This window comes from Methylobacter sp., from assembly GCF_004322395.1.
GTDB lineage: Bacteria > Pseudomonadota > Gammaproteobacteria > Methylococcales > Methylomonadaceae > Methylobacter_A.
In genome coordinates, this window is sequence record NZ_SCTW01000133.1 from 28,123 (window position 1) to 42,602 (window position 14,480).

Annotated in this window: 6 protein-coding genes; all 6 read right to left on the bottom strand. The window is 45.6% G+C overall.

Translation table 11 applies throughout. From position 1 onward, the window contains the following. Positions 1-2: 2 nt before the first annotated feature. Positions 3-9,815 (bottom strand): type I polyketide synthase, encoded by a 9,813-nt coding sequence (locus EPO18_RS17825; protein WP_292435680.1) that lies wholly within the window; start codon positions 9,813-9,815, stop codon positions 3-5. A gap of 62 nt (positions 9,816-9,877) precedes the next feature. Next, positions 9,878-10,078 (bottom strand): MbtH family protein, encoded by a 201-nt coding sequence (locus tag EPO18_RS17830; protein ID WP_292435683.1) that lies wholly within the window; start codon positions 10,076-10,078, stop codon positions 9,878-9,880. A gap of 78 nt (positions 10,079-10,156) precedes the next feature. Further along, complete coding sequence (locus EPO18_RS17835; RefSeq protein WP_292435686.1) at positions 10,157-10,837, bottom strand: thioesterase II family protein; 681 nt, start codon at positions 10,835-10,837, stop codon at positions 10,157-10,159. 18 nt (positions 10,838-10,855) lie between these two features. Beyond that, positions 10,856-11,539: a 4'-phosphopantetheinyl transferase family protein gene (locus tag EPO18_RS17840; protein ID WP_292435688.1), complete on the bottom strand. Its 684-nt coding sequence runs from the start codon at positions 11,537-11,539 to the stop codon at positions 10,856-10,858. Between the two features lie 825 nt (positions 11,540-12,364). Beyond that, positions 12,365-13,417, bottom strand: coding sequence for an ABC transporter substrate-binding protein (locus EPO18_RS17845; RefSeq protein ID WP_292435690.1), 1,053 nt, complete (start codon positions 13,415-13,417; stop codon positions 12,365-12,367). A gap of 113 nt (positions 13,418-13,530) precedes the next feature. Beyond that, positions 13,531-14,352, bottom strand: coding sequence for a prohibitin family protein (locus EPO18_RS17850; protein WP_292435691.1), 822 nt, complete (start codon positions 14,350-14,352; stop codon positions 13,531-13,533). Positions 14,353-14,480: the final 128 nt, after the last annotated feature.

Consider the following 14,480-nt stretch of genomic DNA (forward strand, 5'->3'; position numbering starts at 1 on the left):
AATCATCCCAATTCTTTAGCCAATAATTCCGCTGCCTGTTCCAGTGAAAGATCGTCCAGATCATCGATCCCCGGCTGCTCCAGTTCCTCTGGCGGAACATCGATTTCATTCGTCAACATCGTCATTAAATGTGCAGTCAAAGCTTGAATGGTCGGATAATCGAAAATCGCAGAAGCCGGCAAATGTATTGCCAGAGCATGATTAATTTTGTTTTTAAATTCCACCGACGTTAAGGAATCCAAGCCCAAATCAAAGAAGCCGGAATGGCGTTGCGTTAATGAGTTTAATTGTTCGATTTCCATACCCAGCACAGCGGCCAGTTCCGTTATTAAAAAGTTTTTAAGCTTGCGGCTTCGCTCGCCTTCATTCAACTGGGCCAAGGCTTCTTTGTTCAGTTGATTGATTACAGGGGCGACCGTTGCCTCGGCTACGATAACAGCAGGTTTAAAGGCCTGATAAAACTCCTGCATCGGCGCATCGGCCAGGAATGTCGGCCAATCCATCGGCACCGCTGCCAATTGGGTGTCATCGCGCAATAACGCCGCCGCCAAAACCAGGCCGCCTTGCTCGGGGTTGATATCCGATAAACCTTTACGGATCTTATCGCTTAACTGAAGTTCAGCCGCCGAACCGATTTCCGACCAGCCGCACCAATTAATACTTTGCGCCGGCAAGCCTTGCGCTCTCCGGTAACCGGCAAATGCATCCAGAAAGGCATTGGCCGCCGCATGATTGGATTGCCCTGCACTACCCAGCAATGAAGCCACCGAGGAATACATCAGGAAAAAGTCCAAATCGTCTTGTCGACTAAGCTGGTGCAACAACCATGCGCCTTTTATTTTCGGCTCCAATACAGCTTTGTAACGCGGCCAGTTTTGCTGCAACAAAGTACTATCGTTAAGCACACCCACTGAGTGCACAATGCCTTTCAACGGAACGCCTGCTTGATGTATCCGGGTAAAAGCAGCTTGCATAGCGGCTTCATCATTGACGTCGGCAATCAGGGTAATGACTTCGACGCCCTGCGCCTGCAAGTCTTTTATCTTCGCTGCATTAGCCTCTGTCGGCACGGAGCGTCCCAGCAAAAACAAATGTTTCGCGCCTTTTTCCGCCAACCATTGAGCGCTATATAAGCCTACGCCTTTAAGGCCGCCGGTGATTAAATAACAGGCATGATCGTCGCAAACGAATTCGCTGTAATTAGCCCGGTTGGTCAAAACGATTTTGCCGATATGCCTGGCTTGCTGCATATAACGAAAAGCTTCTTGCATTTGCGGCCAGTCAAAGCTGGTGTAAGGCAATGCTGTATATTGTCCCTGTTCAATACCGGCTAATACGCTTTGCAACAGTTGCTGGATTTTTCCCGGTTGGTTTTGGGAAAGCTCCCTGACATCAACAGCGCAATAATGAATATCCGGTGCGATTTCTGCCAGTTGCTCTTCGCTCAGCAATTCACGCTTGCCGATTTCCAAAAAGCAGCCTCCGGTTTTCAGCACGCTTAAACCCGCGGTAATAAAATCGCCGGTCAAGCTATTAAAAACAACATCAACGCCCTTGCCGCCGGTCAGTTTCATGACCTGATCGGCAAAAGACAAGTCACGGGAGTTCATGACCTGTTTGACGCCCAGCTTTTCCACCTGAGGCCATTTTGCTTGACTGGCTGTAGCATACACTTCGGCACCCGCCGCCAAAGCGACTTGTACAGCGGCCATGCCGGTGCCGCCCGATGCGGCATGAATCAATACCCGCTGCCCCGGCTTTATTTGTGCCAACTCGTTTAACGCGTAGCTGGCGGTGATAAAAGCAACAGGCAACGTGGCGGCGGATAAAGCCGGAATAGTTTCCGGCAGCGCGGCAACGCATAAAGCATCTACAATCACGTAATCGGCAAATGCCCCTTCCGCCAACGCTACGACTCGCTGCCCTTCTTTAAAACCTTGAACGCCATCGCCACACCGGCTGATCACGCCCACGCATTCCATGCCCAAACCATTACGCTCGAACGGCAGCAACCCCAAAACATCCATCACGTCGATAAAATTAAGCCCGGCTTGCTGCACCTTAATTTCTACCTGACCGGGTTTTAGCGTAGCCCTGGCTTGAGAGGTTAACTGCAAGGCACTGATCGAGCCTGATTGCGTTTGATCAAGCTGCCATAAGCGGTTGACTTCCGGACTGGCGGATTCGTCCACAGCGGCTAATCTGGGCACAAAGCGCTGACCTTTGCGATAAGCTTGTTGCGGTTCAAGCTCATTCTGTAGCAAAGTCTGTATCAACAACGCAATGCTGGCTTGATCATCATCCAAATCGGCGATAGCGCTGTTTAATTCGGGATGCTCCAATGCGGCGACTTTATTCATGCCCCACAATACCGCAGCTTCCGGGCATTGACCGCCGTCTTGCTGATTAACGCTTTGCGCGGCTTTGGTGACGTGGCACAGCTTGATTTTCGTCCGTTCAGTCGCTAACAGCGCTTGCATTAAATATAAAGCACTGCAACTGAGAAAACGGGTTCTTTCCAATAACTGCTCGGCAGTCAACTGCTCATTTGCCGACAAAGATAATGGCCAGCAATTGACCACTGCATCAATGCGACGATCATGTTCAATGCTATTAATCAGCTGCCGATAATCTTCGGCTTTATCGGCATTAATTTGAAACCGATGCGACGACAGTTGTTTAAATTGCTCCCCGGCTATTACTTGAAAGCAATCTACGCCTTGATCATCCAGCGCCTTGATTAATTGATCGGCAACGCCTTGTTGATCATCCATAATCAACCAAGACTGCGCTATCGCATCAGGAGCCGAGGCCAGTATCAACGCCTGTTTGAAAGGCGCATCGTCATTGTCCAACACCAGCATTTCGGCATCCAGACCCAAATCATGCAAAGCGGATTGCCATTGTTGCGGGGTTAATAACGGGTAGTCCTGACGCAATGCATCATTAAACGCCCACCAGCCTTCAGTCAGGCCGAATACCGTATCGATCCAAGGCGTTGCTTGCACGCCTTCCAGCAAAATCAATTGCCCGCCGTCCGCTAATAATTGCCGGCAATGGATTAAAGCTTGCTGTAAATCGCTCGTGGCATGCAACACATTCGAGGCAATAATAATATCGTAACTATGCGCTCCAAATCCTTGGGCTTGCGGATCAGTGGAAATATCCAGACTTTGATAATCGACAAAATCATAGTCGCTAAACGCCTGCTTAGCCTGCTGGGTAAAATAGCGCGATACATCGGTAAACGTGTAACGGCAAGGCCTTTGCTTTAACTGCGGCAGGATATGGTAAGTGGCGGAACCTGTACCGGCGCCGATTTCCAGAATTCGGCAAGGCTTTGTTATCGATGCGGTCCTTGTTAAATCGGCAACGGCAACCGCCAACAATTTATTTAAGGCTGCAAAAGAATGCGAATGCCGGTAAAAGTCGGCGGTTGCAGTAGGGCTGTTCGCCGGAAAGATTAGCTGTAAAGGATCGACCCTACCCTGCCAGATCGGCTTTAAATTCTCGCCGCAACGCGCAACCAAGGCTATTTCCGATTCCAGTTCGGGATAGTCAAGCAACAATTGCTTGGCTAGGGAATTGGCCGGTTGAAATGGGGTTTGATTGATTTGCCAGCTTGCATCCGTGTATTTAGCCACGCCTGCTTGCTCTAAAATAGCCAACACGCGTTTGAACAATCGGGTAAAGCGCGGCTCGACTGAGAGGCTTTGCATTAGGGTTTGTATGTCAGGGTAAACCTGTTTCGGGTCTACGCCCAACTCCAACAAACCTTGGCAAAGATAAGCTGTTGCCAATTGATTCAGCAGTCCGGCTGAACCTTGGATCGCTTGAAACACCAGCGCTTCATTAAAATCCTGCTGCAAGCCTGACACTACCGCCTGACTGCTGATCGATACGTCCTTAAGCTGCCACTCGATACGATGCAATAAACCGTCAATTGCGGATTGGGTTTTAACCGGCTGGTCGGTTACCTGCTTTAGCATTAGGCCTTCAACACAGGCAATAGCCAGTCCGGCCGGGTCGTAAATGTTTATATCTACCAGCACTGCATCCTGGTACTGTTTGATGACCTTGGCATGACTCCAAAGCTCCGAATCCGCCTTGCCCGATAAAGCAAAACGTTCGATGCTAAACGGGATATAGCTATGCGGAGTATCGGGAAGTACCGCTAACGAGCATTGCACGGCGGCATCCAGCAATACCGGATGAATACGATAGCCACCGGTTAAATTGGCGCATTGAGCATACGCCAATGCCTGATCCGGGCTTTTATAAATCTGTTTTAAACTGCGAAAATCGCCGCTGAATTGATAACCGCGCTGCGCTTTTTCTGCATAAAACTGCTCGGTAGAAATCGCGGTTAATTGCCGTTGCAGTCCCGCCAAATCCAATGCTTGACCGGATGATTGCAAAGTTGCGGTACGACAGCAAAAATGCTGCTGCCAGCTACTGTCATTTTGGCTGTATATCGTAATGTTCTGCTCTTGCTTTACCGTGTGCAGGGTTAACGTTTGTTCAGATACCGAACACGGTTTTGCGATCACAATATCTTTTAACTCAAGCCCGGAACCTGCCGCTGTCAGCGCCATTTCGATATACGCGGCCATTGGAAAAATAACGGCGCTGTTGATGACGTGCCCGGCTAACCAATCCAACTGCTCCAAACCGATCATCGCCTGATATTGTTCGGCTAATGGCGATGGAATCGCCTGACCTAATAAAGGATGCTGATTTGCTTGGCTTGCTAAAAGGCGCGGCTTGGCCTGATAAACGTCATCGAGCCAATACCGTTGTCTTTGGAAAGGATAGGCCGGCAAAGAGACTTTATTAAACGGCAACGTGCCGTAAACTGCCTGCCAATTAATATCCAAGCCTAGTTCGTATAAGCGGCCAATATTTTCGGAAACCCGCAGGTTATCGCTCAAGCCGGGGTCTAATGCAGGCAAGAATACAGTGTTTTCAGTTTGACGTATTTGTCTGGCTAGTCCATTCAATACGGTTTTGGGGCCTATCTCCAGCAAGACTTGGCAAGTGTCGGCTTGATGCAGCGTGTTAATCGCCCCGGTAAAATCAACCGGCTGGACAATTTGTTCCAGCCAGTAATCGCCCCGGCTCATCTGGTCTGTCACGTCCAGCCCCGACAAGGTGGAAATGATGCGAATAGCAGGTTTGTTGAATTGAACTTGTTTCAATGTCCTTCTGAATTCGGGCAAGGCTTCGGCCATTAACGGCGAATGAAAGGCGTGAGATACGTTTAACTCGGTGCTTGAAACACCGGCTTCGATTAAGCGTTTAAGCAGTTCATCTACACCAATAGCCGAACCTGAAACAACCAAACGTTCAGGCGCATTAAAGCAGGCAATCACCACGCCTTCGATATTTGCAAGATACTTTTCTAATTGCTGTTGACGGCAATTAACCGCAGCCATTTTGCCGTTAGCCGGCTGCGCCTGCATGACCTGACCGCGCGTCGCCACCAGCATAACGGCTTGATCCAGATCAAACACGCCCGCCAAGCAGGCTGCGGCATATTCGCCGATACTGTGGCCGATCAATACCTCAGGCTCAACGCCCCATTGCTGCCATTGTTTAGCCAGCGCATACTCAAGACAAAACAAAGCGGGCTGGGTCAGGCCGGTTTGCTGTAGCTCTTGCTCGGTACTGTGTCCGTCGAATAATAAATCCGTTAATGACCTGTCGAGATAAGGTTCGAACAAATCGGAACATTGGTCGAAAATTTGCCTGAAATAACTGCGGCTGCAATAAAGCTCTCGCGCCATTCCTAAGTACTGCGCTCCTTGCCCGGTAAACAGAAATACGACTTGCGGTTTTGATGCGCTGTTTATTTGTTGCGGGTGAGCAGCCTGTAATTTTTCGATTAGCTGTGCGGTATTGGCCGCGGCAACAGCCAGACGGCAAGTAAAGTGCTGCCGGCCTGTTGCGGCTGTGGCGGCAATATCCAGCAAATTAGAGTGATTGTCCCCACTTAAATGCTGTTGATAACGCTGAACAAGTCCCTGCAAAGCTTCGGGCGTTTGCGCCGATAACGGCAATATGCAGGCTAAATCAGGACTCTCCGGCTGATTAACTTCCGTAGCTTCGGCAACAATCATATGCACATTGGTTCCGCTAAAACCAAAAGCGCTGATTGCGGCGGTTCTGGGTCTATCGGTTTGTTTCGGCCAAGCCATGCCGTTAACCGGAACCGTAGCCGGTATTTTCGCCAACGGAATGCGCGGATTCAGTTGCTTGAAATGCAGATGCGGCGGAATGAATTGATGTTTAAGCGCCAAGCTCAGTTTAATCAATCCTGCAACGCCGGCCGCTGCCTCGGCATGGCCGATATTGGTTTTAACCGAACTGATCGACAAGGGATTAGCCGCTGTCCGCCCTTGGCTGTAAATCTGTGCAACCGACTCGATTTCAACCGGATCGCCGAGCGGCGTTCCGGTTCCATGCGCCTCTAACACCGAAACATCTTCAGCCTTGACGCTGGCGTTAGTTAAAGCCTGTTTCATTAGAGCTTGTTGCGCCAAGCCGTTGGGCGCGGTAATGCCATTGCTGGCCCCGTCTTGATTGACAGCGCCGCCTTTTATCACGGCAAAAACCTGATCCCTGTCCCGAATCGCATCGGTCAGCGGCTTTAACAGCACTAAACCGCAGCCTTCGCTACGCACATAGCCGTCCGCATCGGCATCAAAAGTTTTGCAATGTCCATCGGCCGCCAACATGCCGCTTTTAGAAAAAGCGATTGTCAAGTCCGGCGCCAACATTAAATTCACACCGCCCGCCAAAGCTAATCGGCAGCTTGACTGGCGCAGGCTTTCACAGGCTTGCTGTATTGCCAGCAAAGACGAGGAACAAGCGGTATCGATGCTGATCGCAGGGCCGTTAAAGCCGAAGAAATAAGCCAAGCGCCCCGCCGCCATTGCCGCTGAATTGCCAATCGCATGGTAGACATCGAAGTTTTTATCCTGATTTCTTTCAGCCGCCAACAACTCATAATCATGCCCGGACAAGCCTACAAACACACCGGTTTGCTTGGCTTGTTCGGGATTTATTCCGGCCTGCTCGAAAGCTTCCCAGGCTGTTTCCATTAACAGCCGGTGCTGCGGATCGATCAAGCGGGCTTCGCGCGGGGTTAATTTAAAAAAGCCCGGATCGAACTGATCGACATCTTTAATAAAACCACCGTAAGGGTTAGCGCCATCTTGTTCATAAAGCCGGTAGTCCCATCGTTCTAAAGGTACTTTTTCTATACCGTCCCGGCCGGATTGCAAATATTGCCAAAAGCTTTCCGGCGAGTCGATTCCACCAGGGAAACGGCATGCCATCCCGACTATTGCAACATCGAAATGCTGATCCGGCGATTTTGCTTGGTCGGCCTGCGCAAAGTCGGCCACCGGTAAAATAGACCGGTCAAAGCTCACGCTTGCTTTATTTTGCTCGCCGTTAAAATAAGCTTTGATTGCATTAGCTGTGCCGTAGGAAAAAAAGAACATGGGTTCCAATTGAACGCCTAAGCGACGGCTCAACAGACCACGCAACTCTAATAAATCCAATGAATCCAGGCCTGTTTCCATCAAGGCCCGGTCTGCGGAAAACAGGTGTTTCCTGGACTCGCCCAAAATGGTCAATATGGCTTCATCAATGACCTTGCTTCGAGCGGAAGCATCGGCCAACAGTCCGGCTTGCTCCGTACTGTTTCGACCGGCCTCGGTATCCGCCATTGGGTACCGGACCAAAATACCGAAACCCAGATTTTCAACATCGTCAGGCCAGTAATCTTTAATCGGCTTAACGATTTGTGCTCCATGATGAACATGAAAATTAAGCACCGTATCCCACTGGCCGGTGTCCCGGCATTTCTGGAGATACTGATCCATGCTTAGATCGACTTGTTCGGCAAACTGCTTACACCGGCTAATGCCCAGCACCGTATCGCAGTTGCCATTCAGGCTGCTGACGTATAGCAGAAAATCTAAAACTTGATCGCCCAGGCCTAAATGCTGAAAGCTGGGTTTAATGTTCATGCCCAAAATCTGGATAATCGAGCCTTGCGGATCATGCAGTTCGGGCAACCGATAAAAAGTCGTCCGATCCAGACTGGCCTGGTCTTTAATTCTTTGGGTATAGAGAGCGCCGATCACTTCGCCCTGTTGCTCAACGACATACTGGCCTTGCGGGTAACGCTTAAGCCGCGCACTGATGATTTCTTTCCCCGCCCTTAAATTCTCCGGCCAACAATCATGATCTAAAGCTTCCAGCGCGGCTAAATCCTGTATTAATGCTGGACGTAAGCGGTAAGTTCTTTTTTCAAACCAGTTTAAGGTAATCCGGCTGAAGGGTAAGGTTTGCGGATAATGCCTGGCATAGTCGAGACGCGGAAATAAGCCGCTTTCTGCCGCTGCAAACAAAAACTCATCGGCGTCCGACAGCATTTGTCCTGAAAAAGCATGATAGGCATCGAAATGCAGGTTTTCACATTGATCAAGATAACGGGCGATTACTTTGGGCGCCATACTGTGCACCTCGAGAAACATCGCACCGCTATTGCCTATAATTTCCGACCAGCGAGTCAAATGCTCAACCAGGCTCTGATAGACAACTTTGGCAGGAATTGATTGACCGGTGTTATCGATATAAACGCCATGAACCTGCCCTTCAGCTCTTTGTTCCAGTTGAGTCAAGTCTTTCGGCGCTATGTAAGGCCGGTCGTGATCAAGGAAAGATCGGATATGCAGAATTTTATCGGTATTTTCTATGCCGGCGGACCGTAAATCCTGTAGGAATCGTGCCGGATTGCCGATATCGGCCTGAATGGTTTTATGTGGAATTTCCACCAAGGTTGCAGCGGTTGCCGATAAAGCTTTCTGATTATAATCAGCGCCTATTAACACTAACGGGTATTTATCGAGTTGCTCGCCCCGTTTGGTTTTCGTTTGAATCAACTGATATACGCGTTTTAATAAAGTGCCGTCGCCGCAGCCCATATCGGCAATATAGTCGGGCTGGTTTTCAATCGGTAATTGATTGAAGATTTCAACGATTATGGACTGGCAATCTTTAAAATAACGCTCATGTTGAAAACCGCTGGCCTGGACATTCAACAGCCTGTCCAAATGGTTTTCATGGCCCTCGTCATCACGCTGGAATACTTTGCTTGCATCGCCGAATATCAGCTCTGTCATACCCCACAGCATGGGGCGATATGAATATACTGTACCGGCAATAAAAATCCGTTCGCGTAAATGCTTTCCAGCCGAACTAAAAACGCTTCGCCCCTCCTGATATTTCACCCAACCCTTGTTTAAAAAGCATTGCTCGAGCTTATCCTGATCGGCTAAAAACTTAAATGTTTCGGCGAAATCCTGCGATCCACTGTCTGTCTTTGACCTTTGAAAAAATAACGGCAACAGCCATAAGCCATCCAGAAAATCCGCTAACATCTGATCGTCAGTAGACCAGCGGTTTAATGATTGGGTCAGCCAATAATCTATTGTTTCTTGCCGATCGTTAGAAAAATCTAATTGCAGTAAAGATTCAAGGTTGTCAGGAAGCAGATCTAACCAAACAAATCGAGGGCCTGGTTGATAATAGGTTTGGTCGAACTCCAGAATTTCGAGAGACTCAAGTAATCTGAGGGCTGTTTTTAAATGGCCTGAATTGGCTTTATGCAGATTAAGCAAGTAATCAACATCAATGGATTCTTCCTTTTTAAATGCATTAAAAAATCCCTGTTTTTGTAAACTATGGATGACAGGAAATGCAACAAAACCATGACAATACCGATTGATCAGATCTAACATTCAATCTATTCCAGCTAAAAAAGGCTTTTAATGGTGAATAAAAAAATTATTTTAAATTCAATTTATTGATCCATCGCTTGCCTGAGACTTAGCGGCCGCATATCCGTCCAGACTTTTTCAATATGCTCCAAACAAACCTGTTTAACCCCTTCAGTACCGTCTTCTTTCCAGCCTGTCGGCAAGTCCCGATTTTTAGGCCAGATTGAATATTGCTCTTCATGATTTAGCACTACTTTAAATATTGTATTTTCATCGTCAAACATGAATAACTACTCCATTGCTTATAATTATTTTTGTATCTATATATCGAACAATTAATATATTTGTTTCTACCTAAAATATTAATTAATTAATTCTTCTGTTATCTTTTGCGCCAATAACGAACAGTCTTCTTTAAAATAGAAATGTCCACCATTAAAATAAGTAATATTTATCGGATGGATTGTTTCTTTTTGCCAAGCATTAGCCTGATCGGAACTGATATTATCATCTCTACCTAAAAACAAATGAACAGGTATATCCAGAGCATCTTGTTGTTGGTATGAGTAAGTTTCTATCAACTCAAAATCTGATCGAATAATCGGCTCAAATAAAGCCATAATCTCCTCATCTTGCCAGACAGCATCGGGTATTCCACCCAACTCTAGCAACATTTTTCTAAACTGCGCATCAGGCATCTTATGCTTAAGCTCATCTTCGCCGACCGACGGGGCTTTGCGTCCCGATAAAATCAGCGAATTAGGCATCGGCATATTCTCATTGCTGATCTTTCGGCAGAGCATATATGCAATAAAAGCCCCCATGCTATGACCAAATAAAGCGTAAGGCTGATATAAACTGTCTTTAATCTTCGGAAAAAGGTAGTTCACCATTTCTTCAATGCGGGAAATGCAGGGCTGTGAAATTAAACTGCCCCGTCCGGGTAAAGGTTGAACCCTTAAATTAATACCCTTTAAACTATTACTCAACTCACGATAACAATGCTCACTACCTCCTGCAAATGGAAATGCAAAAAGTTCCATCAATTTCCCCTGTAATAACTAATTAATTCGAGCATTAATTTTATAAACATTAACTGCTGTTAATAGGTAATTTTGAGTTATAGCCGAAAAAATATCACCTTCAACTAAACAACCGGATACTTTAAATAATATTTTATCCGCATAAAAAATTTCAATTAACCGCATATCGATAAAATCATCCAAATAAAAAGATAATGCTTTTATTATTGACTCCTTAATACTAAATAATAAAAGTGCAGGCTCAACCGCTAAATTCAATTTATCGACCGCTTCCAGCTCCAGCATATTAGCCATGATCATGGATTCCAGGCCATCCAGCTTACCTGCCCGTTGCGATAAAGCGACGAGGTCAATACCAATACCGAGTCCGCTAAAATCCTGTTTTTTTACTAAGACCACGGCACAACAATCGACGTCATGACTAATGGTTCCCAGCACTGAATCCGGCCACAGTGGATTCCTTAATTTCCCCATTTTAATCGGCTGTGGTGGAAAACCAAATTGCTGAAGCCCTTGCCGGGCTAACCACCGCCCGGTTGAAAACTCTCTTTGTCTGCTTATTACCGCATTCGCTACCAATGTCATTTCCGCATCTAAAATTGGATAAAGCCCGATTTTAGATACTTTTATAAAAGCCTGTTCGTAAAACCACGATTTTAAAATCTCCTCTATTGCCGCCACATCCTCGTCAACGTCAGTCATAATAATTTTTAATTTTCTTCATCACAATTTTCATCTTGCTGTTAATCATACCGTCTAAAGTAAAGCGCTCTTGTAATGCGTTTATCGGGATGGAATCCTGTTCCCAGTCTATTAAAGCAGATTGTTACAACCATGCTCACAAAGGCGTGGTTATTGATTAAGCGGCTTTAATTGTTCTCCAATGAGTGGATCGGATAATACTGGAGTTAGTTTTCAATAAGTCCGAAGTCAGTTTAAGCAGAGTTTTCGATTTTTCAGTATTAACTACCTCCATCTGATAAAAATAGCAAACAGAGGCCATACATATTGAGAGCGATGAATATTGCTATGAAAAGGCATTATTGACGGATTGAACTTCTTAGTAGCTGTTGAAGATATTGTATACGGTTTCATGAAAGAGCGATTTAAGCCTGCTTCGTCTCAACGAACTGGAACAACATCAGGCCCATAATTAGCGCCCTAGTGTTGGCTTTAAAATATTCGTTGGCCAAGATCAGGCCGAACAATAGCAGCCAACTATCTGGTTGAGCAATTTATAGATATTTTCTTGCCTTTAACCGATACAAACATAACTCATTAAAATTAAGCGCATTATCCTCTTTTATTTTGTGGCCGGGATACAACCTATAGAGATGATTGTTTTTTGATAGATTCTTTACGTTTTACAGTATCCGAAGCACACAATAAAACTGCGCCGATAAATGGTGTAAAGAGCAAGGAACCAAAAAAATACCCCCAGAAGCCTAGCTTTTTTCTGATTCCCAAAAAGCCAATGAAAAGGCTAACGACCACATAAATTACCGATATCATCATAAAATATTACCTCTACTCAACGAGGACAAAACGCCCATCAACTATTTGTTTGATATGAATTTTTTTATTGCTGGCCAAGCCATTCTTATCGAACAAATAACCGCCGTACCCTTGCGTATAATTGTATTTTAAAGTTGAGGCCACTTGAATAGGATTACTGCTTCCTGTTCTCTGAATCGCATCAGCCAAAACCCTGACAGCTTCATAACCCTGGTAAGCACTATAACTGCCATTCATACCATATACTTGTTTGAATTTATTATTAAATTCATTATTTTCGGGAAAGACAGACGCTACGTAAGTCTGATTAGCAGCTTTCTCCGACCAGTCCCATATTTGCAGAGTATCCAGACCATCGCCGCCTATGATCGGCTTGTTCACTCCCATGTCGCGTAGTTGCTTAATCATTTTGGCGGCGTTTTCTTCAGCGGCCGCCAAAACCACCGCATCAAAATCTTTATTCATCAGATCATAGATCAGTCCTTTGTAATCGGAATGTTCAACAAAAAAAGATTTCGCTTCAACAATTTCTAACGGAGGTTGAACCTGCGCGGCAAAGCGTTGATACAAATTCAAGCCATACAGATTCCGGGAAAATATCACTAAAAGTTTGCGCCAATTTCTTTCCTTAGCAAACTCAATTAATTTGCCGACAAAAGAATCATCGGAAGGAATGATGCTAAACGTATAAACAAAGTCATGCCCTGTTAACAGCGGGGCAGTAGCTACCGGGGATAAAAACAGAATACCGTTATATTCATAGGTAATCGATGCCGGTATCGCTGATGATGATGAAGAGTGTCCTATAACGGCAACAATCTTATGATCGTCAGCAATGCTTAATCTGGAGTTCTGTGCATTTTCATCAGTGGAATCGTCGAACTCATGTATAACAAAGCGTGCTTTAATTTCTTTATCACCCGATTTAAGAATAATGCCTTGTTTATTGACTTCCTCAACGGCCAGATTAACGCCGTCCGTAAATCCTCTGTCGCTCTTTATCCAAACCGATGCGACATGGATATCCTCTTTATTCTGCCCGGCAATCTCCGAACGTTTTTTCAAAGAATAGTCATAGGTCAAACTATAAGAAAAAAAACTTCTGAAAACCCAAAAAGCAATAAGTGAAAATAAAGCAACTTGGAAAATAAGCCGAAAACTAGCCTTTCTACGCATCTTTATTGCCCAGACTCACCACCAATGATGATAGGCAATTGATTACCACCATTACCGATAACTACAATTTTTGCGTTGTTTGATCCTGCTAGAGCCTGAGTCGCCTCTATACCCTTCCACTTCAAAACATCTTTAGTTAATGATTGGCTGATTCTGGTGTTGTAATCATAAATTCCATCAGCTTCTATCTTTCTTCTTTTCGCTTCTTGCGTTTCTCTAGCCAATTTGTATTCGTAAGCTTCGGACAACTGCTTCTGTTCGATTTTTGCTTCGATGGCAGCTTCCACCTGTTTAGGCAAAATAACTTGCTGCAAAACGACATCCTGAATATAGATATAGTTTTTCTCAACTTCAGCTGCTGCTTCAACGATAATATTTTGTAAACTCTCGCCTTTAGTAGTGTATATATCGTTAACAGACGCTTTTCCTGAATAAACACGAAGAATATGGTCTACTTCAGGGATAACAATTTTTTCAAGGTAATCGGGACCTACCTTTTGGTGCAGGATGCCAACCGAATCGACCTCAGGGTAGTAACGAATAGACACGACGAGCTCTATTCTTAAACCTTCTTGAGTTAGTACAGATAATGAATGGCTTTGCTGCTGGACCCGAGTGTTGTAAATCGACATTGAGTTCCAAGGCAAAATAACGTGAAAGCCTTCTTTATAAACGCGGTCAGTGACTGTACCGCCGGCAAACCGCTTGTATAAAACACCTGCTTCACCAGCTTTGATCGTAATAAACATTAATGGATAAAAATAAACAACGATCAATAAAACAATAATCGTGGAGGTGATCACAGCAGGTAAAAAATGCTTCATGAATTAGATTGAGCTTAATTTAGGCAATAAAGCCATTGATTTAAAATGAAAATACAAAAAATGAGTCAACCACAGCTAGCTACGAATAGCCAGCTGCAATGGTTGCTCATAAATTTTATTTTAAAACT